The sequence below is a fragment of the Arthrobacter sp. NPDC093128 genome (assembly GCF_040683875.1).
Lineage (GTDB): Bacteria > Actinomycetota > Actinomycetes > Actinomycetales > Micrococcaceae > Arthrobacter.
Genome location: NZ_JBFBEY010000005.1, coordinates 58,469 through 77,716, shown reverse-complemented (window position 1 = coordinate 77,716; position 19,248 = coordinate 58,469). Strand labels below are relative to the sequence as shown.

Genomic DNA, 19,248 nt, shown 5'->3' with positions numbered 1-19,248 from the left:
ATGAGCGGCAGCATCACTGCAGCGGATGCCAATGCGTGTGGCTCACGGAGCTTCGAAGTCCAGCAACTGGCCTGGCGGGTTGCTGACTTCGCTAACAGCCTCGACACCTCGATGCTCAGGTTCCGGCGCGTGGAAATGGCGGAGTGGCAGTCGCCCGCCGGGCAGGCGTACCGCACGGCCATCTCGTTGCAGGCAGCCGCGCTGGGTCGCGCAAGGGAGCGGCTGATGGAGGCCTCCGAGGCCGTACTCCGCCACTCGCAGCAGGTCCCGGTCTCCTCCCAGCGGACGCCCGGAGGCGGTTTCTGATGGCCGAGGCCACACCCTCCGGAAGCGGCGGACCGCTGGTTCCGCTGGAGCCGGCAACGGACGGGGACATGCGGATCCGCGGCGGCGTCGGCGGCATCCGTTTCCAGCTGGAGGAGCTCATGGCGGGCGCGGCTGAACTGGAGGGTCTGGCCGACGAGCTCGCCGCGGTTGAGACCGGTGTCCGGCGGATCTGGGAAGAGCTTTGTCCCTACCAATACGATCCGCGGCCCAGCGGCACCGCGGCACTCATCGCGGTGGGTGAAGGAGGCCAGTCGGTCCGCGCCGTCAGGGAAGAGTTGCAGCACCTCAGCAGCCAGGTCCGGTCGAGCCGCCGCGACTACGAAAGGGCGGAGTCGCTTGCCACCGCCGGGATCCGCCTGCCGGAGGACGGCTGGGGCTTACTGCCCTTGTTGTTCGTGGATCTGACACAGGCCAACTACCCCAGCCGTGACGCGGCCGAGGCCGTCGCACTGCCGGTATCCATCATGCTGCTGGGCACCATTGCACCGAAAGAGGACCTCGCCAGGGCCCTTGCCGCAGAGCTGGCCGCCGGCCGGCACATCTCAGCCTCGGGTGCCTTCGTTCGCAGGTTGACGGAGAACTACCTTCCGTGGCTGGAGCCCCGGCCGGTCACCGCGGTAGAGGAACTGACGCGCGACGTCGCCGTGGACACCTCGCCTGCCGGCCTCCTCGCCAGGCTCCGTGAGCTGGATGCCGACGGCCACGGAAGGATCGAGGTCGTCCAGGTTGAGAACGGCGGCCGCAGGGCGTTCGTTGTCATCATTCCAGGCACCCAGACCGGCGGCGAGCCTCCCGGGGGCAGCAACCCGCTGGATGAGGCGGGGATTGCAGAGGCGCTGGGGTACGGCTCGGAACACGTGAATGCGGCCGTGCTGTCGGCGTTGCACCAGGCCGGTGCCGTTAAGGGGGACCAGGTTGTGGCTGTGGGCTACAGCCAGGGCGGGGCGCACGCCATGAACCTCAGCAGTGACAGGGCGTTCCTGGCCGAATTCGACCTCAAGTACGTTCTGACGGCAGGATCACCGGTCGGCGGAATCACGCCGCAGCCCGGAATCACGTCGCTCCATCTGGAACACCGCCAGGACTGGGTCCCCGGCAGCGACGGGACTCCCAACCCGGACACCCGGGACAGGGTCACGGTCACGCTCACCCGCAGGGAGGTCACTCCGCCGGGTGAGGACCCCGGGCTTGGACCCGGCCACAAACTTGCCAACTACGAGTCAGGGGCAAAGGCGGTTTCCGCTAGTGAAGCCCCCTCCCTGGTAGCCAACACGGCGGTCCTGGCCGGTGTCCTCGGTGCGGGAGGTGCAGGCACCACCACCCGCTTCGCGCTCAACCGCGAGCCTCAGCCCGCCAGGCCTGTCATTTCCGGACCGCGCATTTCCTACCCGCACCCGGACGGCCGGCAGGCAATGCGGCCGGCAGGCGGGCGGTAGGCCAGGCCCCCACGGGCGATAGGCGTCAGCGCCGGACGCCGGTGATCTTGCCTGCCACGAGGGAAACCACCGTGATGATGATGGCTGCCAGCACGGCGGTCCAGAAGAACGAATCGATGGTGAAGTGGACAGGGGTGTAGCTGCTCAGCCAGGACGTCAGGTACAGCATGGCTGCGTTGATAACGATCGTAAAAAGCCCCAGCGTCAGGATGGTGATCGGCAGGGACAGCAGGCTCACGACCGGCCGGACCAGTGCGTTGACCAAGCCGAAGATCAGGCCGATAAAGAGGTAGGCAAGGACCACGCCCAGCGGGTCGGTTCCCTGCGTGACGCCGCCCTGGGCCACTGCTTCCGTCGTCGCGGTGGTGGAGATGTCCAAGCCGGGCAGGATCCAGCTCGCAATCCAGAGAGCCAAGCCGTTAATGAGAACACGCACGATGAAAGAAAACATGGCCCCATGCTTTCATACAGCGGAGGAAACCGGCAGGCACGGAGAAGTAGGCTAGTTGGCATGACTTCACCAGAGAACCCCGCGGGGGGAATCAGGCCCCGCCCGGTCGTGGACAGGCTTCCCCGTTACGCCGCCGGCAAGCCTCCCGCCGCCGTGGAGGGCCTCGCGAGCTACAAACTCTCCTCCAACGAGAACCCGCTTCCGCCCATCCCTGCAGTGTTGCAGGCCATCGCGGACCAGACGGACTTCAACCGCTACCCGGATCCCCTCAGCAGCAAGCTCCGCGGGGCGATTGCGGAGTTCCTGAACGTTCCGGCCGAGGACATCGTCACCGGCGCAGGAAGCCTCGGCGCCCTCAACCAGCTGTTGGTGACCTTCGCCGGCCAGAACGACGACGGCAAGGCCGACGAAGTCATCTACGCCTGGCGGTCCTTTGAGGCGTACCCCATCTGTGTCGGCCTGGCCGGGGCTGAGAGCGTCAGGATCCCGCTGACCGCCGACGGCCGCCACGATCTGGATGCCATGGCAGCCGCAGTGACGGCCCGGACCAAAGTCATCCTGCTGTGCACACCCAACAACCCCACCGGTCCCATCCTGGAAAGGGGAGAAACCGAACGGTTCATTCGCCAGGTACCGTCGGACGTCGTCGTTGTCATCGACGAGGCCTACCAGGAGTTCGTGCGGGCCGATGACGCCGTGGACGGCATTGAGCTGTACCGCAAATACCCTAATGTGGTGGTCCTGCGGACCTTCTCCAAGGCGCACGGGCTGGCTGGCCTGCGCGTGGGGTACAGCGTCTCCAACCCGGACCTCACACAGCATCTGCGGGTGTCCGCCACGCCGTTCGCCGTATCCCAGATCGCCGAGCGGGCAGCCATCACATCGCTGCAGAACTTCAGCCAGGTTGTAGAAAGGGTACAAAGTCTGGTGGACGAACGCGACCGTGTCACGGCCGGACTGCGCAGCCTCGGCTGGTTCGTGCCGGACGCCCAGGGCAACTTCGTGTGGCTCGATCTGGGTGAAAACAGTGTGGAGTTCGCAGCACTGGCGGGAGAGCAGGCGTTGTCTGTCCGGGCTTTCGGCAACGAGGGCGTGCGGGTGAGCATCGGCGAGGTGGAAGCGAACACCCGCTTCCTCGAACTCTGTGCGAACTATACAAAGCCGCCACGGCGTTCCTAGCGCTTAACATAACGCCCGGGCTCCGCCTACTGCGGATAAAGTAAGGGACAGTAAGCCAAAATATATGCCGGACCAGGAATGTATTCCCGGTCCGGCATATATCCCAGCGATATTGCGATGCACTTAGTGCGGCAAGCGAGGAGACGGTATGGGCGCCACACATCTGCCCGCTACCGAGTTCGACGGAACCGGGGTAGACGACCAGCTCGAGGCGGAAGCCGAGGCCGTTCTGGGGGAGCCCGCAGCACCCATGGTCCAGCTCCTGGGGCCCGACGGCACTTTGGGCGAGGACTCGGTGTTTTCCGAATACGCCAACCGCCTCGACGCCGAAACGCTGCGGGGATTCTACGCGGACATGGCAGCCATCCGGCGCTTCGACCAGGAAGCCACCGCGCTGCAGCGGCAGGGCCAGCTGGCGCTCTGGGTGCCGCTCACCGGCCAGGAAGCCGCCCAGATCGGTTCAGGCCGGGCCAGCCAGCCGCAGGACTACATTTTCCCCACCTACCGTGAACACGGCGTCGCCCTCACCCGCAACGTTGACCTGGCCGAGCTGCTCCGCCAGTTCCGCGGAGTGTCCAACGGAGGCTGGAACCCCAAGGACACGAACTTCCACCTGTACACCCTGGTCCTGGCCGCCCAGACCCTCCACGCGGTGGGTTACGCCATGGGCATCCAGCGGGACCAGCAACTCGCGGCGTCGTCGGATCCCGCGGGCACGGAACCTCCCGCCGCAGTCATCGCGTACTACGGGGACGGTGCCAGCTCCGAGGGCGATGTGCACGAATCCATGGTTTTCGCGTCCTCCTACAAGGCTCCGGTGGTCTTCTTCTGCCAGAACAACCACTGGGCCATCTCGGTGCCCAGCACCGTGCAGACCCGCATTCCGTTGTCGAACCGTGCCAAGGGCTACGGCTTCCCGGGCATCCGCGTGGACGGCAACGACGTCATCGCCGTGCACGCCGTGACGGAGTGGGCGCTGGACCATGCCCGGCAGGGGAACGGACCGGTGCTCATCGAGGCCTTTACCTACCGTGTGGGTGCCCACACCACGGCGGACGATCCCACGAAGTACCGCCAGTCCGCCGAGGAGGATGCCTGGCGGGCGAAGGATCCGCTGGCCAGGCTGGAAAAGTACCTGCGCTCGGCCGGGCTTGCCGACGACGACTACTTTGCCAAGGTCAAGGCCGACGGCGACGAACTTGCCGCGTATGTCAGGCGCACCACCCACGACCTCGAAACGCCGGACATCCGGTCCGCGTTCGCCAACACGTACGTGGAGCCGCACCCGCTCGTGGCGGAGGAACTGGCCTGGTTCGAGCGGTACAGCGCGGGATTCGAAGACGGTGCCGGTTCCGAAGCGGCAGCAGGAGAGGCGGCCAACTGATGACCACCATGACCATTGCCAAGGCCATCAACGAAGGCCTCCGCGCCGCCCTTACCAACAACCCCAAGTCGCTGCTGATGGGCGAGGACATCGGCCCGCTCGGCGGCGTGTACCGCGTCACCGACGGGCTGATCGCTGAGTTCGGGCCCGACCGCGTTGTGGACACCCCGCTGGCCGAATCCGGCATCATCGGCACGGCGATCGGACTGGCCCTGCGCGGCTACAGCCCCGTCTGCGAAATCCAGTTCGACGGCTTCGTTTTTCCCGGGTTCAACCAGATCACCACACAGCTGGCCAAGATGCATGCCCGCAGCAACGGCAATCTCACGGTTCCCGTTGTCATCCGTATTCCGTACGGCGGCGGAATCGGTTCGGTGGAGCACCACTCCGAATCCCCCGAGGCGCTGTTCGCGCACACCGCGGGGCTGCGCATCATCACCCCGTCCAACCCGCACGACGCCTACTGGATGATCCAGCAGGCCGTCGAATGCCAGGACCCGATCATCGTCTTCGAACCCAAGCGGCGCTACTGGCTCAAGGGCGACGTGGACACCGAGGCGCCGGGGCGCGCGGAGGATCCTTTCAAGGCACACGTGCTGCGGGACGGTACAGACGCCACGGTGGTCGCCTACGGTCCGCTTGTTCCGGTGGCGCTGGCAGCTGCCACTGCCGCGGCCGAGGACGGCCACAGCGTGGAAGTCATCGATCTGCGGTCCATCTCGCCGATCGACTTCGACACCGTCACCCAGTCCGTCCAGAAGACCGGCCGCCTAATTGTTGCCCACGAGGCGCCCACCTTCGGCGGCATCGGCGGGGAAATCGCGGCGCGGATCAGCGAGCGGGCTTTCCTGTCCCTCGAGGCCCCGGTGATCCGCGTGGGGGGCTTCCACATGCCCTACCCCGTGGCCAAGGTGGAAGAGGACTACCTGCCGGACATCGACCGCATCCTGGAGGCGCTGGACCGCGCCCTCGCCTACTGACGACTGCCTACTGATGACGCCTTCCAAACCGAGGACCCCATGACTGTGAACAAGTTCAACCTCCCCGACGTGGGCGAGGGACTCACCGAGGCCGAGATCGTTTCCTGGAACGTCAAGCCCGGTGACACCGTCGCGATCAACGACATCCTGTGCGAGATCGAAACGGCCAAGTCCCTCGTGGAGCTGCCGTCGCCGTTTGCCGGCACGGTCACGGAGCTTCTCGTGCCGGTGGGCGTTACTGTCGACGTCGGCACCCCGATCATCAGCGTGAGCGACGCCGTTTCCGGCGACCCCACGCCGGCGGATGTCCCTGCCCCTGCGGTGCCGGTGTCTCCGGTCGCTCACGCACTTCCCTCTGACGCACCAATGTACGGAAACCTTCCAGAGGACGACGTCGAGGCGCCAGCAGCTGCCGGTAGTGCTGCCGGCCCCCTGGTGGGCTCCGGTCCCAAGGCCGACGCCGTCAAGCGCCGCCCGCGCAAGGCCTCGCCGGCCGCCGTTGTAACACCCGTGCCAGCCGCAGCGCCGTCGCCGGTGGCCGCGCCCGCCCCGGTGGCCGAACCGGTCGAGGCCCAGGGCATCTGGATCAACGCCGGTGCGCCGTCCGGCCCCGATGCTGCGGCAGCCACCGACGAAGGGGCTGCGCGTCCGACCCTCGGCGGCACAATCAGCGGCCTCGTGAACCGTGTCCTCGCGAAGCCTCCTGTGCGCAAAATCGCCCGGGACCTCGGGATCGATCTGGCCGACGTCGTGGCCACGGGCGCACGGGGCGAGGTCACCCGCGAGGACCTGGTGAGCTACCAGGCCCAGCGTGACGCCGAAGTGGACAAGGCGGACACCTTCTGGGGCAAGTCCGGACGGCCGCAGGACCAGCGCATCGAGCGGATTCCCGTCAAGGGTGTCCGCAAAGCCACGGCCAAGGCCATGGTGGAGTCCGCGTTCGCCGCCCCGCACGTCAGCATCTTCGTGGACGTCGACGCCAGCCGCACCATGGAGTTCGTCAAGCGGCTCAAGGTGTCGCGCGACTTCGAGGGCATCAAGGTTTCGCCGCTGCTGATCCTGGCCAAAGCCGTAATCTGGGCGGCCGCCCGCAACCCGAGCGTCAACGCCACGTGGGTGGACAACGCCGACGGCACCGATACCGCGGAGATCCATGTCAAGCACTTCATGAACCTGGGCATCGCGGCGGCCACCCCCCGCGGTCTGATGGTTCCGAACATCAAGAACGCCCAGGACCTTTCCCTCAAGGAACTGGCCCTGGCACTCAACGACCTTGCCACGACGGCGCGGGCCGGGAAGACGCAGCCTGCCCAGATGCAGGGCGGCACCCTCACGGTCACCAATATCGGAGCACTGGGCATCGACACGGGTACTCCGATCATCAACCCCGGCGAAGTGGCCATCGTGGCTTTCGGCACCATCAAGCAGAAGCCCTGGGTCCTGGACGGCGAAGTCATTCCCCGCTGGATCACTACCCTGGGCGGCTCGTTCGACCACCGCGTGGTGGACGGTGACCTCTCGGCACGCTTTATGGCCGACGTCGCCGCCATCCTTGAGGAGCCTGCCCTCCTGCTGGACTAGGCCAAGAGGTGAGGACCTCCCTCATTGGGGCGGCCAAGCAAAAAGGAACCCAGCCGCAGGAATTCAGCGGCTGGGTTCCTTTGCGTTAGTTGAGGAGGCTGGTCTGCGGGAGCGGCCTAATAGGCAGGGTACGTCGCGAGCAGCTGCGCCAGTGCAGGATCAGAGGACATGCCGCTGAGGCTCACAGCCGCTGCGATCATCGCGCCGGAAAAGCCGGTCAGGCAGGCCGTCACCACAGCGAAGAACTTCCAGTCATCGCGCATGACGCTCCGGACGGTCTCCGGCAGGTTCAGGCCGGGCGTGATGAGGTTGGGGGCGCTGTCCGTGGACCCGTCGTCGAGGAACGCGATCACCCGGTCATTGGCGCGGTCCACGCGCATGGTGCTGATGTGGTTGCCGTGGCGGGCAAGAAGGATGTCGTGGCCTACGAGCTGGCGCCGCTGAAGCGTAAGCATAATGTTCCCCTGAAGTCGTCGGTACTCGGATGTCCGCTCCATCGAGTACCCCTCAATTTTACCGGCGAAAACCCCGCCATTCCGCCGAAAACGGGGTGAGGCTGCTTACCCGTGGGCGTGATGCCCGTCAAGCCGGGTGCGCCAAATGCTTGACATGCCGAACTAGAGTTGCACCAGCTGCCGCCGTCAATTGCCACCAGCTGCTGGAGCAGATCAAAGGAGATGTTGCGTGTTTTCGAGCCCCTTCCCGGACGTGGTCATCCCGGACCAAAGCATTTACCAGTACCTTTTTGACGGCCTCACCGAAGCGGACCTGGACCGCACCGCCGTCGTGGACGGGGTAAGCGGGGCGGAGACCACCTACCGCCAGTTGGTTGCGCAGATCGACGCCGTGGCGGGTGCGGTGTCAGCGCTCGGACTGGGACCGCACGGGATTGCCGCGATGCTCTGCCCCAACATTCCCGCGTTCGCTGCGGTCTTCCACGGACTGCTCCGGGCCGGCGCCGCCATCACCACCGTCAACTCGCTCTACACCGCCGATGAACTGACACTTCAGCTTCAGGACGCCGGGGCCACCTGGCTGTTTACCGTCTCGGCACTGCTCCCGGGCGCCGAGGAAGCCGCCGAGCGTGCCGGAATCCCGGCAGACCGGCTGGTGGTGCTCGACGGCGCCGCGGGGCACCCGTCGCTCAAGGACCTGCTCACCGCCGGCGCGCCGGCCCCGAGCGTCTCCTTTGACCCGGCAACCCACGTGGCGGTGCTGCCGTACTCGTCCGGAACCACAGGGCGGCCGAAAGGCGTGAAGCTGAGCCACCGGAACCTCGTGGCCAATGTGGAACAGTCACGCGGGCTGCTGAACGTGCGGCACCAGGACCGGCTGCTCGCCCTGCTGCCGTTTTTTCACATCTACGGCCTGACCGTCCTGCTGAATATTGCCCTGCGGGAACGCGCCTGCCTGGTCACCATGCCCAGGTTCGAGCTCGCCGAGTTCCTGCGCATGATCCAGGACCACAAGTGCACCTACCTCTTCATCGCCCCGCCGGTGGCCGTGGCATTGACCAAGCACCCGCTCGTTGCCGAGTACGATCTCAGCTCGGTGCACACCACACTGTCCGGCGCCGCGCCTCTGGACGGTGAACTTGGTGCGGCCCTCGGCGAACGGCTGCAATGCCGTGTGCTGCAGGGGTACGGAATGACGGAGATGAGCCCGGTATCGCACCTGATCCCGGCGGATGCCACGGACGTTCCGGTGAGCTCGGTGGGCTTCACGGTGCCCAACATGGACTGCCGCCTGGTGGACCCTGCCACCGGCGAGGACATCGAAATTCCGGCGGAGGGCACCAGCGCCCCCGGCCACCTGCTGTGCCGGGGACCGAACGTCATGCTTGGCTACCTCAACCGCCCGGAGGAAACGGCGGACACGCTGGACGCGGACGGCTTCCTGCACACCGGCGACATTGCCACGGTCCGGGCCGACGGCGTCGTGACAATTGTGGACCGGCTCAAGGAACTCATCAAATACAAGGGCTACCAGATCGCCCCGGCTGAACTCGAAGCACTGCTGCTGACGCACCCGGGCATTGCGGACGCCGGGGTGATCGGAACGCCCGACGCCGACGGCCAGGAAGTGCCTCTGGCGTTCGTTGTGCGGCAGCCGGGAGAGCCTGGGCAGGCGCTCGATGAGGCGGCCGTGATCGACTTTGTGGCCGCCAAAGTGGCGCCCTTCAAGAAGGTCCGCCGGGTGGAGTTTATCGAGGCCGTGCCCAAGTCCTCCTCCGGGAAGATCCTGCGCAGGCTTCTAAGGAACGGTTAGGGCGTGTCTCCCGGATGCGCGGCGTCAGCGCGGGGTGAGGACGCAGAACTCGTTGCCCTCCGGGTCGGCGAGGCACACCCATGGCACATCGCCCTGGCCGACGTCGGCGTCAGTGGCGCCCAGGTCCCGCAGCCGGGCCACCTCTGCCGCTTGGTCATCACCGGGGTACGGCATCAGGTCGAGATGGACACGGTTCCACACGGTCTCTTCGCCAGAGGTGCGAAGTAATTCCAGGTACGGTCCGACGCCCTGGGCAGAACGCAGCCTCGCATGATCGTCGTTCACCTCGTGCAGGGTCCAGTCCGTGGCCTCGCTCCAGAACCGGGCCATGGCCCGCGGATCCGCGCAGTTGACCACCACCGTGGCGATCGGCCCGGTGTCCCGGTAGATCGGGCGCGGCTCCAGCACACAGAACACATTGCCCTCCGGGTCGGCCAGGACCGTCCACGGCACATCACCCTGGCCCACGTCTGCGCGCGTCGCACCGAGCTCCAAAAGGCGCGCCACCAGCTCGGCCTGATGGGCCGCAGAGGTGGTGGCCAGGTCGAGGTGCGCGCGGTACTTCACTGTCTCGGGGTCCGGGACGGTGACGACGTCGACGCACACGGCGGCGGGGTCCGGCCAGTCGAAGCCCAAGGGTTCAACATTGGTCACCCCGGGTCCCTCGCTGGACACACCCCAGCCGAGCGCCTCCGCCCAAAACCGGCCGAGGGCCGAGTCATCCCGAGCCTTGAAATTCACCTGAACAAGTCGCAGCGCCATACCGCCCGACCCTATACCCGGGTTAAACCCGGGTATAGGAGGCACGCCCTAGTCGGCGACGTCCGTCTTGGCGATGTAGACATCGCACGGGGCGTTGTGCGCCACGCTGTTGGCAACGCTGCCCAGGACCCGGCCGAGTCCGCGCATACGGCGGTTGCCCACCACGATCATTTGGGCGTCGAAACGCTCGGCTTCCTTGATGAGGGCTTCCGCCGGCTTGCCCCGGGCCGAGGAATATGTGACCTTCAGGCCTTCCGAATGCAGCCGCGATGCAACGTCCTTGGCCACTTTTTCGGCTTCCCCGGCATCGGAGACAATCCAGCGGTCACTTCCGCTCCCGTAGACCTCTGTGCGGTCACTGTCGAACGCAGTGACCACGTGGAGTGTCGCCCCGAGGGACACGGCCAGGCCCTGCGCTGTTTCCGCGGCCCGCATTGCAGTCTCGCTGCCGTCAACGCCGACAACAATAATTCCGGTCATGCTTCTGCTCCTTAGGGATCGGCCAGCCTTGTAAAAGTCAGCCTTGTGAAACCAGCCTAGTGAATATGCCCGGCGCCGTGCAGCAATGACTCAGGCTACAGGGCGGCAATGGCGTCCCGCAGTACCGGAGCGAGCCTCCGTACTCCCTCGGCGATGGCGTCGGGGGGAACGGCGCTGAAGGCGAGGCGCAGCTTGTTGGACGGTTCGTCCGAATGCGTAAACGCCGCCCCCGGGATGAACACCACGCCCGCGTCGATTGCCTTCCGCAACAGCGGGTACGTGTCCACGCCCTCGGGCAGCGTCACCCAGACGAAGAAACCGCCCTCGGGTCGGGTCCAGCTCAGCCCCTCCGGCATGTACTCCTCCAGGGCGGCCAGCATGGCCTGGCAGCGCTCGGCGTAAAGCCCGCGGTACGTTTCGATCTGCCCTTTCCAGTCGTAGTCCCGCAGGTAGGCCGAGACCAGCATCTGGTTCAGGGTGGACGGGCATAGCGTCACGGCTTCGGAGGCCAGGTAGTAGCGGCGCTGAAGGTGTGCCGGCACCAGGGCCCAGCCGATCCTCAGGCCGGGGGCGAAGATCTTCGAAAAGGAGCCCATGTAGATGACGTCGTCGGGGTTGGCTGCGCGCAGCGGAGCAAGCGGTTTGCCGTCAAAGCGCAGCAGCCCGTAAGGGTTGTCCTCCAGGACCAGAATATTCGCCTTACGGCATATATCGACGATTTGCTGCCGCCGGTCCTCGGCCATGGTGATGCCGGAGGGGTTATTGAAGTTGGGGATGGTGTACAGGAACTTAATGTTCTTGCCGGCAGTCTGCAGGGCGGCGATCCGGGCTTCCAGGAGGTCGGGAACCAAGCCGTGCTCATCCATGGGAACGGGGGCCACCTCCACCTGGTAGGCCTCGAACGTGTTGAGGGCACCCACATAAGTGGGGTCCTCCACCAGCACCACGTCACCCGGATCGCAGAACACCTTGGTGGCCACGTCCTGGGCTGACTGGGAACCCGCGGTGATCACGACATTCCGGGGGTCCGCATCGAGGATTCCCTCTGCCGCCATCACCTCGCAGATCTGGGTGCGGAGTTCTTCAGTGCCCTGGCCGCTGCCGTACTGCAGTGCCGTCATGCCCTGTTCGGCGATGATCTTCGCGGCCGTCTGGCCAAGCCGTTCCAGGGGCAAGGACTGCAGATAGGGGCTGCCGCCGGCCAGCGAAACGAGGCCCGGCCGCAGCGAGATGTCAAAGACGTCGCGGACTGCGGACTGCTTGATGTTGGCTGCGCGCTCCGAGAAAAGTTCATCGTGGCGGTGGGCGGACGTTGCCGCGCGTTCGATTGCGTCAATTGCTTCGGCCGGCAGGACATCTGCCGCGGCATCAAGTGTTTCGTGGGTCACACTCACAGGATACAACTACATGTTGTCAATCAGGCAACGTTTGTTCACGGGCATGTGGGGCGCGCCGCACCGGCGCGGATGGCAATTGCTTTACCTTCGGCTGTGGAGGGCATGGAATAGACCCATGACTACGCACAGCCACCTCGGACCCCTGGCCGCGGCCTTCCACGCACTTCACGCGGACGCGGCGCCGCTGGTCCTGGTCAACGTCTGGGATGTGGCGTCGGCCCGGCTCGTTGAGCAAGCGGGGGCGGCCGCACTGGCGACGTCCAGTTCGGCCCTGTCATGGAGCCTCGGCTTTCCGGACGGAAATCACCTGCCACGAGAACTCGCCATGGCTGCCCTTAGCCGGATCGCGGCATCCACCTCGCTCCCTGTGACGGCGGACATTGAGACCGGTTATGCGAACGTCGACGGCACGTTTGATGACGGGGAGCTTCGGGAAACCGTCCGCCGGGTCCTGGCCGCCGGCGCGGTCGGCGTGAATTTCGAGGACTCCGGCGAGGAGCCGCTAACGGGTGTTGAAGAACAGGCCCGTCGCATCGCCGTCGTCCGCCGCACAGCGGAGGAAGCTGGTGTTGACCTGTTCATCAACGCGCGCACCGACACCTACCTGTCCGGCGGTTTTCCGGAGACTGCTTTTGCGGAAACCGTCCGCCGCGCGGACGCGTACCTGGCTGCGGGGGCTGATGGAATATTCGTCCCCGGGTTGCTGGACCTGCACGTGCTCCACGATCTGTCCCGCCGGATTGCCGCGCCCCTGAACGCGCTGGCCGGACTGGGCGCGCCCTCCGTGGGGGAGCTGCACGACGCCGGCGTCCGCCGGATCAGCATCGGCGGCAACACTGCGAAGGCTGCCTATGCCACAGTGTCCCGGGTGGCCGAAGACGTGCTCGGGGACGGCAACTGGTCCGAACTGGCCGGCGCCCGCAGCCACGCGGCCATGGACGAACTGTTCCGGCGGGACTGACTCGCTTCGTCGGTCCCGCCAGTCGGCCTGCAGGCCGCCCCGTCCTACCGCAGGCTCAGGACGTCTGCCAGCCGCCGCCCGTCCACGTAGATCTCTGCCCGCGACGCTCCGACGGCGGAGACGGCCGTGTGCGTGAGCTGGGCTTCCAGGCGGGGGATGTCGCAGATGCCCCCCGGCCGGACCGTGCCGGTCAGGTTCACCACCACGGTGGTGCCGTCGAAGTAGGCGGACACGTACTCCAGGTCTGAGCTGTCCAGGGAGTTGTACAGCCCGGCCGGGGCGGCGCTGCCGCCCAGCAGGATCGCGAGGGCGGTCCGGAGGGGTTCGGCCGCCGCAGCGGGGCTGTGGAAGACGGCCACCAGGCTGTCGTTGCAGCCGAACCGCACTCCGGTACTGCCGCCGTCGTCCAGTGCCACGAAGTACACTGGCGTACCGCCGGGCAGCTCGCCGGGCAGCGCCGCGTGACCGCCCGCGGCGGCTGCCTCCGGCGCCGTGAAGTTTCCCGCGCCGGAGCTGCCTGAGGCCGCGCTGGCTGAAGCCGTTGCGCCGGGCAGCAGGTTTCCGCTGGCGGAACCGTCAACGGTCGCGGCGCCCCCGCCGTTGGCGCCGGCCTGGGGTGCGATGCTGCCGCCCGTCCGGGGACTCGGCGCCGGGCTGGAAGCCGCGGACTCCGGGGGCGTGACCTCGACGGTGGTGGCGGGAACAGGCGCCGGCAGCGGCTGGGGCGCCGGAGTTCCGGCTGCCCGGGCCGCTGCGCTTTCTGATGACGATGCTGACGGCACTGAGCACGATCCGAGCCACAGCGGAAGCAAACAAGCGGCCACAGCCGCAGCTGCCCGGGTCCCAGGCGTGAACATCATGAACGCACCGCACTTCCAGCTCTCGCACGTCCCCGTCTCCACGTTACGGCGGTGCTGCTGTGGGCGGAATATGTGCTGAGTGACGGTTGTGCGTCAGCTCCATCACGGAACGGTGACGCACAACGCCCCCGGCAGCTGCCGGGGGCGTTTTACGTGGGCTGGAGCCGTATTCCCTGATGGATGCCGGTCCTGCGAGGAGGGTTTTAGCCCGTGAATCAGGCCGCTGCGGCGGCAGTCCTGGCGCTGGCCAGGGCGTCGAAGACTCCCTTGATCTGCTCGACAACTTCGGCGTCGTCCTTGGGGTGGACTTCAGCGAAGCGGACCATCGAACCGGGAACCGCCAGCTTGGCGTCCTCAAGGACAACGGCGCCGGCGATGCCTACGGCCTTACGCGCTTCGTCCTGCGCCCAGACGCCGCCGTACTGGCCGAAAGCGGTGCCGACGACGGCGGTGGGCTTGCCGCTGAGGGCGCCGGCGCCGAACGGGCGGGACAGCCAATCGATGGCATTCTTGAGCGCGGCCGGTACGGTTCCGTTGTGCTCGGGCGTGACCAGAAGCAGGGCATCCGCGTCATTTGCGGCGGCGCGGAGTGCTGCGGCAGCGGCCGGAACCTGGCCTTCGACGTCGATGTCCTCGTTGTAGAACGGGATGTTGCCCAGGCTTTCGTGGATGACAACCTCAACCTGCTCGGGCGCATTCAGCTGGATGGCTTCGGCGAGCTTCTGGTTGGTGGATTCGGCGCGCAGGCTGCCGACCAGCGTAAGTACCGTGCTCTTGGACATGTGAACTCCTAGTGTCTGGCCGCGGGAGATCCGCCGGCTGGTTGATTGTGGAGGCCTGGTGGAGCCTTCACCCTGCTAAACGGACTACGGTCCGCATATTATTCCCGCCCGGCTGGAACATTTTGTGTGACCCTCATCCCAAACGGCGCTTCTTCCGCTGCTGGATTAGACTCAAGGGCGGTCGCTCGTGCGGCAGCGGTTCATGATCACTGGGGAAGGGTCTGCATCCGAAGGGACTGCATCCCGCCACAAGTTCCCCGCTTAGCCCACGGAGTCCATGTGCCCCACCCCTTGGAGACAGCCGAACGCCATGCAACTGCTGCGGCCCAACGCCGGCCAAACCCGATGAGGACCCGCAGGGGCCTTGGCGTCTGCCTCGGGCTGATCATGATGGCAGCGTTCCTGCTGCTGGGGCAGGCACAGCCCTTCCGCGGATGGTGGCTCCTGGCGCTGACAGGTCTGCTGGCGATAGCAGTGCCAACGTCCCGCGGATTGTCCCAGCGGATAGTCGTCCTGGGCTGCCTGTTCTTTGGCGCCGTTCCCTTGCTGTGGTGGATTCCCGTCCCCGCGAATTTCCCGGGATGGGGGCAGCTGCTTCTCGGAGGACTGATATCCGGGCTTGCGATGTGGGTCGTCGGGTCCCAAGACCGCAAAGCCGCGGCGGCCGCGCTCGTCCCGTCGGTGGGCAAGGCAGACGTCCTGATTGTGGTTGCGGCAGTCCTCGGGGCAGCGGCGCTGATGCCATACTTCCTCGTGTTCACGGGGCCCCAGGCGTTGGGGCTCCTGCTGGCCAGCTGGGACAACTCTTCACATTTCAGTATGTTCAACATGCTCCGAAGCCATGGCACCGTCATCCCGATGGCCGGCCTCTCGGACAGCGGCCATCCCTGGAGCTTCATTGAGTATCCGCAAGGATTCCATGCGGCACTCGCCACGATGGCCGACCTTGCCGTCGGGCATGCACCCGGGCACCTGGGCATCGAGCTGGTCAGCTACAGCCGGCTGAGTTCCCTCGCTGCCGTCGGTGCAACAGTGATGGTGACGGCAGGACTCACATCGCTGCCGTGGATCAGAGAGCGGCCACTGATGTGCACGCCCTTCGTTGTCCTGGCCATCACGGCGTGGTCGTTCGGCACCGCCTCCATCGCCACCCTGCATGCTTTCCAAAACTTCCTCGTTGGTGTTGCGTTGCTGGCGTGCCTGATGATCGCCGTGTCCTTCGCGGATTCCCTGGCCCGGCCCGTCGTGTTCGCCACCGCAGCCGCCGCGATTGTCGGGATAGCCAATACGTGGGCACTACTGCTGCTTCTGGTGGTACCGCTGGCCGTATTTGCCGCCTTCCCGTGGTCGCGGCAGCGGCAGCGGTGGCAGGGGACAAGGAGCGGGTGGTTGTGGAACGGTGCGACGGCGGCGGTCGCCTTCCTGGGTCTGGTTCTGGTTGGCCTGCAAATTTCCCGAATCGAGACCGGGACCGTCGTGACTGCCATAGGCCGGGTCCCGAGTTCCACGCACGGCGTGGAAATTGCCACCTTCCTTGTCGCGTTGGCGGCGTCAATATTGCTGGTTCACGGAAATTTCAGGCAATTCCTCGCCGGGCAGGGAAAGCTGCCTGCTGCGGCCAGGCTGATTGTTATCCCCGTTGTCGGCCTGGCCGTCGTAATTGCCGTCGGGGCTTACCAGGTCATCAGTGCGGGAAAAGTCAACTACTACTCGCTGAAGCTGGCCTTGGCGGTGGAGCTCCTCCTGCCAATAATTGCCTGCATTGCCGTGACAGCTCTAGTGGGGCGGTGGCTTGCATCGCAAAGGTATGGCCGTCCCAAGGGGCTCGCGGTCATGTCGACTCTTGCGGCCCTGGCGTCGACGCAGGTCTTTGGGCTTACCGTCCAGGACACAAAACCGCTCGGTATGGATCCAATGACGCCGTACCAGCAAGGAATGTCCACGATAGAGGCACACACCAGCAGAAACGCCGAGGCCGCAGCGGAGCTCTTCCATGACGCAGAGTCCCATTCGGCGGACCGGGGGGATGCCATGTACATCATTAATTCCGAGGAGATTGATCCGCTGCTGGCAGCCACGTGGTATCTGTCGTTGACCGGTACGCTCAACGAAAATACGAACCGACTGGTGGAGGAGCTGCGGCCGCTCCACGAGGGGTATGGCGGGAATCTCGCTAAAGTCGCGGAAAATGTCTTGGGAGCTGACCCGGAGGTTTCCGTGGTTCTTGATTCAACGCTCCGCGACTTCCTTAAATCGGACGGGTTGCCCGATAGTCTGCTCGCGCGAACAATCAGCGCGGACTGAATTGGCGGGCCGGATTTGCGGGACGCCCTCGGGACGTTCACGCCTGTTATTCGGACTGCAGTCCGGACAATAGCCCGGGGCTAGAATACTTCGTGTGAGCCTCATTCCAATCCGCCCCGGATCGTCAGTCGGCGGGGAAGCGGAACGCAGCGACGCCGCCCGCAACCGGGAGCTGCTGCTCAAGGCTGCCCGCGAGCTCATTGAGGTGTGCGGGGCGGACGGACTCACCATGGACCGGCTGGCCGAGCGCGCCGGGGTGGGCAAAGGCACTGTTTTCCGGCGCTTCGGCTCCCGCGCAGGGCTCATGATGACGCTGCTCAGCGACTCCGAGGCCGCCTTCCAGGGGCGGTTCATGTTCGGCCCCCCGCCCCTTGGCCCCGGTGCGGTTCCGCTGGATCGGCTGGTGGCTTTCGGTGCCGAGCGGATCGCGTTTGTCCTGGAGTTCGGGGAACTGGCCCGGGCTGCGGACTCGTCCGCCTACAACCGCTTTGATGTGCCGGCTGCGGTGCTCTGGCACCGTCATATCGAAATGCTCCTGAGGGCCGCCGGCGTGACCGCCGATCCGTGGCTTATGGCGATGTCGCTGAGTTCCACCCTGGACCCGGAGCGCCTGCTCCACGCTGTACGGGTGCATCACGTGACTCCGGAGCGGCTCGCGGAGTCCTGGCGTGAACTCGTCACCCGCGTGGTCAGCTGTCCCGGCGGCAGCCCTGGCCGCGCGGCGGATGGTTCAGCGGGCGGAGGATAATCCATGGGACGGGGTCCGGCCAGTAAAATCAATCCTCCTGATTTATTCATAACGATCTGGTACAGGACTCCCGTGTTTACGCGTTCCGGCAGGTGGGAGGGCTGGCCGTATGTGGTAGTTTCCTCTGGAATGTGACCCGCAACATAGTCTACAAAGGCAAGCCCCCAGGGGTGTGCGGGGCGGCCAGACACCCGCTGGCCCATGATCCCGGATCGGCGGCGGAACCCCTGCCGGATGGGGGACGACGGAAGGATCGACTGCTGTGAACGTTGAACTGATACCGGCCCGGGCGGGCACCTCCGAAGCGCCACCGGCACTGCGCGGCGGGGAACTGGCAACGGCGATCCAGAGCTAGGCAGACATGTTCCGGTACCTCGCCAAACGGGCAGCCACCTACCTGCTGATGATCTTCCTGACCACGACGGCGGGGTACTTCCTGGCTGTCAGCACCCTGCAGCCCGCGCTGTTGGAACAGGAACGCATTCCGCGGCCGACTCCCGAGCAGGTGACCAACTCCTTCCGGCTCAAGGGCCTGGACCCGGCCCTCACCCCGTGGGAACGCTACATTGACTGGCTTACGGCGGTCGTCACGCGCTGGGACTGGGGACGAAGCCCCAACGGCGCCTTTATCAATGCGGAGTTCGGTGACCGGGTGTGGATCTCCACCCGGCTGTTCCTGGCCTCCATCGTGCTCACCCTCATCATCGGGGTTGCGCTGGGTGTCTACACGGCCGCGCGACAGTACAAGTTCCAAGACCGTGTCATTACGTCCTACAGCTATCTCGTGTACATCGTGCCCGCGCCGATCGCCTACTTCCTGGTCCAGCTCGGCGCCATCAACATCAACGAGACGGTCGGCGAACGAATTCTGTTCGTCACCGGCATATCCACTCCGGGGCTGGAGGGCAATGGCTGGGTCCAGTTCGTCGACATGCTGGCCCATTACGCCGTGCCTACGTTCGCCATCACCATCGTGGGCTGGGGGACGTACCAGATCGCCCAGCGCCAGTACCTGCTGGACAACGTCAACGCCGACTTCGTCCGCACGGCCCGGGCCAAGGGCCTCACCCGGAACCAGGCCATCACCCGCCACGCCCTGCGGGTCTCGTTTATCCCGGTGGCGCAAAGCATCGCGTTCACCATTCCCGCCATCTTCGCCGGCGGCTTCTTTGCCGAAAAGATCTTCGCCTGGCACGGTGTGGGCTCCTGGTCCATCGACGCCATCGCCCTGCAGGACGTTAACGCGGCCACCGCCACCCTGGCCTACGGCTCGGTGATCTTCGCGATCGGTGCCATCCTCGCGGACTTCGCCACCACCCTTGTCGACCCGAGAGTGCGGGTGCAGTAA

General features: G+C 65.9%; 18 protein-coding genes. 11 read left to right on the top strand and 7 right to left on the bottom strand.

Annotation, left to right across the window (positions count from 1 at the left end; translation table 11 throughout):
- Both AB0N24_RS07610 and AB0N24_RS07605 read left to right on the top strand, forming a co-directional pair.
- Window positions 1–306, top strand: a complete 306-nt coding sequence (locus AB0N24_RS07610) for a hypothetical protein (protein ID WP_364122535.1) — start codon at window positions 1–3, stop codon at window positions 304–306.
- Window positions 306–1,763 carry a hypothetical protein gene (locus AB0N24_RS07605; protein ID WP_364122533.1) on the top strand — a complete coding sequence of 486 codons (1,458 nt, stop codon included), beginning with the start codon at window positions 306–308 and terminating at the stop codon, window positions 1,761–1,763. The genes AB0N24_RS07610 and AB0N24_RS07605 overlap by 1 nt, the downstream gene beginning before the upstream one ends.
- Before the next feature lie 25 nt (window positions 1,764–1,788).
- Here the strand turns inward: AB0N24_RS07605 and AB0N24_RS07600 are convergent, their stop codons facing one another.
- Window positions 1,789–2,214, bottom strand: a complete 426-nt coding sequence (locus tag AB0N24_RS07600) for a phage holin family protein (RefSeq protein ID WP_104175160.1) — start codon at window positions 2,212–2,214, stop codon at window positions 1,789–1,791.
- Window positions 2,215–2,274: 60 nt separating this feature from the next.
- Here AB0N24_RS07600 and AB0N24_RS07595 point away from each other — a divergent pair, with 60 nt between their 5' ends.
- From AB0N24_RS07595 to AB0N24_RS07580, 4 genes are all read left to right on the top strand, one after another.
- Window positions 2,275–3,393 carry a histidinol-phosphate transaminase gene (locus tag AB0N24_RS07595; RefSeq protein ID WP_364122531.1) on the top strand — a complete coding sequence of 373 codons (1,119 nt, stop codon included), beginning with the start codon at window positions 2,275–2,277 and terminating at the stop codon, window positions 3,391–3,393.
- A gap of 148 nt (window positions 3,394–3,541) precedes the next feature.
- Complete coding sequence (gene pdhA / locus AB0N24_RS07590; RefSeq protein WP_364122529.1) at window positions 3,542–4,777, top strand: pyruvate dehydrogenase (acetyl-transferring) E1 component subunit alpha; 1,236 nt, start codon at window positions 3,542–3,544, stop codon at window positions 4,775–4,777.
- Window positions 4,777–5,757 (top strand): alpha-ketoacid dehydrogenase subunit beta, encoded by a 981-nt coding sequence (locus tag AB0N24_RS07585; RefSeq protein ID WP_364122527.1) that lies wholly within the window; start codon window positions 4,777–4,779, stop codon window positions 5,755–5,757. Before pdhA ends, AB0N24_RS07585 begins: the two co-directional genes overlap by 1 nt.
- 39 nt (window positions 5,758–5,796) lie before the next feature.
- Window positions 5,797–7,338: a dihydrolipoamide acetyltransferase family protein gene (locus AB0N24_RS07580; RefSeq protein ID WP_364122525.1), complete on the top strand. Its 1,542-nt coding sequence runs from the start codon at window positions 5,797–5,799 to the stop codon at window positions 7,336–7,338.
- Window positions 7,339–7,454: 116 nt separating this feature from the next.
- Here the strand turns inward: AB0N24_RS07580 and AB0N24_RS07575 are convergent, their stop codons facing one another.
- Window positions 7,455–7,793, bottom strand: coding sequence for a hypothetical protein (locus AB0N24_RS07575; protein WP_364122523.1), 339 nt, complete (start codon window positions 7,791–7,793; stop codon window positions 7,455–7,457).
- A 229-nt stretch (window positions 7,794–8,022) separates the two neighbouring features.
- Between AB0N24_RS07575 and AB0N24_RS07570 the strand changes: the two genes are divergently transcribed.
- Window positions 8,023–9,606, top strand: coding sequence for an AMP-binding protein (locus tag AB0N24_RS07570; protein WP_364122521.1), 1,584 nt, complete (start codon window positions 8,023–8,025; stop codon window positions 9,604–9,606).
- A 24-nt stretch (window positions 9,607–9,630) separates the two neighbouring features.
- Here AB0N24_RS07570 and AB0N24_RS07565 read toward each other — a convergent pair whose 3' ends face one another.
- The 3 genes from AB0N24_RS07565 to AB0N24_RS07555 all read right to left on the bottom strand — a co-directional run bounded on the left by AB0N24_RS07565 (window position 9,631) and on the right by AB0N24_RS07555 (window position 12,236).
- Window positions 9,631–10,368 (bottom strand): VOC family protein, encoded by a 738-nt coding sequence (locus AB0N24_RS07565; RefSeq protein WP_364122519.1) that lies wholly within the window; start codon window positions 10,366–10,368, stop codon window positions 9,631–9,633.
- A gap of 48 nt (window positions 10,369–10,416) precedes the next feature.
- Entirely contained in the window at window positions 10,417–10,848 is a 432-nt protein-coding gene (locus AB0N24_RS07560; RefSeq protein ID WP_364122517.1) for a universal stress protein, read from the bottom strand.
- A 95-nt stretch (window positions 10,849–10,943) separates the two neighbouring features.
- Window positions 10,944–12,236, bottom strand: a complete 1,293-nt coding sequence (locus AB0N24_RS07555; protein WP_364122515.1) for a PLP-dependent aminotransferase family protein — start codon at window positions 12,234–12,236, stop codon at window positions 10,944–10,946.
- Window positions 12,237–12,360: 124 nt separating this feature from the next.
- Between AB0N24_RS07555 and AB0N24_RS07550 the strand changes: the two genes are divergently transcribed.
- The gene (locus AB0N24_RS07550) at window positions 12,361–13,206 is read left to right on the top strand and encodes an isocitrate lyase/phosphoenolpyruvate mutase family protein (RefSeq protein WP_364122513.1); all 846 of its coding nucleotides are present in this window, start codon (window positions 12,361–12,363) and stop codon (window positions 13,204–13,206) included.
- A gap of 44 nt (window positions 13,207–13,250) precedes the next feature.
- Here the strand turns inward: AB0N24_RS07550 and AB0N24_RS07545 are convergent, their stop codons facing one another.
- Both AB0N24_RS07545 and AB0N24_RS07540 read right to left on the bottom strand, forming a co-directional pair.
- Window positions 13,251–13,988 carry a GerMN domain-containing protein gene (locus AB0N24_RS07545; protein WP_364122511.1) on the bottom strand — a complete coding sequence of 246 codons (738 nt, stop codon included), beginning with the start codon at window positions 13,986–13,988 and terminating at the stop codon, window positions 13,251–13,253.
- 293 nt (window positions 13,989–14,281) lie between these two features.
- A complete protein-coding gene (locus tag AB0N24_RS07540) occupies window positions 14,282–14,848 on the bottom strand; it encodes an NADPH-dependent FMN reductase (RefSeq protein WP_364122509.1) in 567 nt (188 codons plus the stop codon).
- 345 nt (window positions 14,849–15,193) lie between these two features.
- Between AB0N24_RS07540 and AB0N24_RS07535 the strand changes: the two genes are divergently transcribed.
- The 3 genes from AB0N24_RS07535 to AB0N24_RS07525 all read left to right on the top strand — a co-directional run bounded on the left by AB0N24_RS07535 (window position 15,194) and on the right by AB0N24_RS07525 (window position 19,248).
- The gene (locus AB0N24_RS07535) at window positions 15,194–17,152 is read left to right on the top strand and encodes a hypothetical protein (protein WP_364122507.1); all 1,959 of its coding nucleotides are present in this window, start codon (window positions 15,194–15,196) and stop codon (window positions 17,150–17,152) included.
- A 94-nt stretch (window positions 17,153–17,246) separates the two neighbouring features.
- Window positions 17,247–17,900: a helix-turn-helix domain-containing protein gene (locus AB0N24_RS07530; protein ID WP_364122505.1), complete on the top strand. Its 654-nt coding sequence runs from the start codon at window positions 17,247–17,249 to the stop codon at window positions 17,898–17,900.
- Window positions 17,901–18,261: 361 nt separating this feature from the next.
- On the top strand, window positions 18,262–19,248 hold the full coding sequence (locus tag AB0N24_RS07525; RefSeq protein ID WP_364122503.1) for an ABC transporter permease: 987 nt from the start codon (window positions 18,262–18,264) through the stop codon (window positions 19,246–19,248).

What these genes read in the sequence shown, in the direction of transcription:
- AB0N24_RS07600 (WP_104175160.1), bottom strand. Translation starts at nt 2,214, where the DNA reads ATGTTTTCTTTCATCGTGCGTGTTCTCATTAACGGCTTGGCTCTCTGG.
- AB0N24_RS07605 (WP_364122533.1), top strand. Translation starts at nt 306, where the DNA reads ATGGCCGAGGCCACACCCTCCGGAAGCGGCGGACCGCTGGTTCCGCTG.
- pdhA (WP_364122529.1), top strand. Translation starts at nt 3,542, where the DNA reads ATGGGCGCCACACATCTGCCCGCTACCGAGTTCGACGGAACCGGGGTA.
- AB0N24_RS07595 (WP_364122531.1), top strand. Translation starts at nt 2,275, where the DNA reads ATGACTTCACCAGAGAACCCCGCGGGGGGAATCAGGCCCCGCCCGGTC.
- AB0N24_RS07585 (WP_364122527.1), top strand. Translation starts at nt 4,777, where the DNA reads ATGACCACCATGACCATTGCCAAGGCCATCAACGAAGGCCTCCGCGCC.
- AB0N24_RS07540 (WP_364122509.1), bottom strand. Translation starts at nt 14,848, where the DNA reads ATGTCCAAGAGCACGGTACTTACGCTGGTCGGCAGCCTGCGCGCCGAA.
- AB0N24_RS07525 (WP_364122503.1), top strand. Translation starts at nt 18,262, where the DNA reads ATGTTCCGGTACCTCGCCAAACGGGCAGCCACCTACCTGCTGATGATC.
- AB0N24_RS07580 (WP_364122525.1), top strand. Translation starts at nt 5,797, where the DNA reads ATGACTGTGAACAAGTTCAACCTCCCCGACGTGGGCGAGGGACTCACC.
- AB0N24_RS07535 (WP_364122507.1), top strand. Translation starts at nt 15,194, where the DNA reads ATGAGGACCCGCAGGGGCCTTGGCGTCTGCCTCGGGCTGATCATGATG.
- AB0N24_RS07550 (WP_364122513.1), top strand. Translation starts at nt 12,361, where the DNA reads ATGACTACGCACAGCCACCTCGGACCCCTGGCCGCGGCCTTCCACGCA.
- AB0N24_RS07610 (WP_364122535.1), top strand. Translation starts at nt 1, where the DNA reads ATGAGCGGCAGCATCACTGCAGCGGATGCCAATGCGTGTGGCTCACGG.
- AB0N24_RS07565 (WP_364122519.1), bottom strand. Translation starts at nt 10,368, where the DNA reads ATGGCGCTGCGACTTGTTCAGGTGAATTTCAAGGCTCGGGATGACTCG.
- AB0N24_RS07575 (WP_364122523.1), bottom strand. Translation starts at nt 7,793, where the DNA reads ATGCTTACGCTTCAGCGGCGCCAGCTCGTAGGCCACGACATCCTTCTT.
- AB0N24_RS07560 (WP_364122517.1), bottom strand. Translation starts at nt 10,848, where the DNA reads ATGACCGGAATTATTGTTGTCGGCGTTGACGGCAGCGAGACTGCAATG.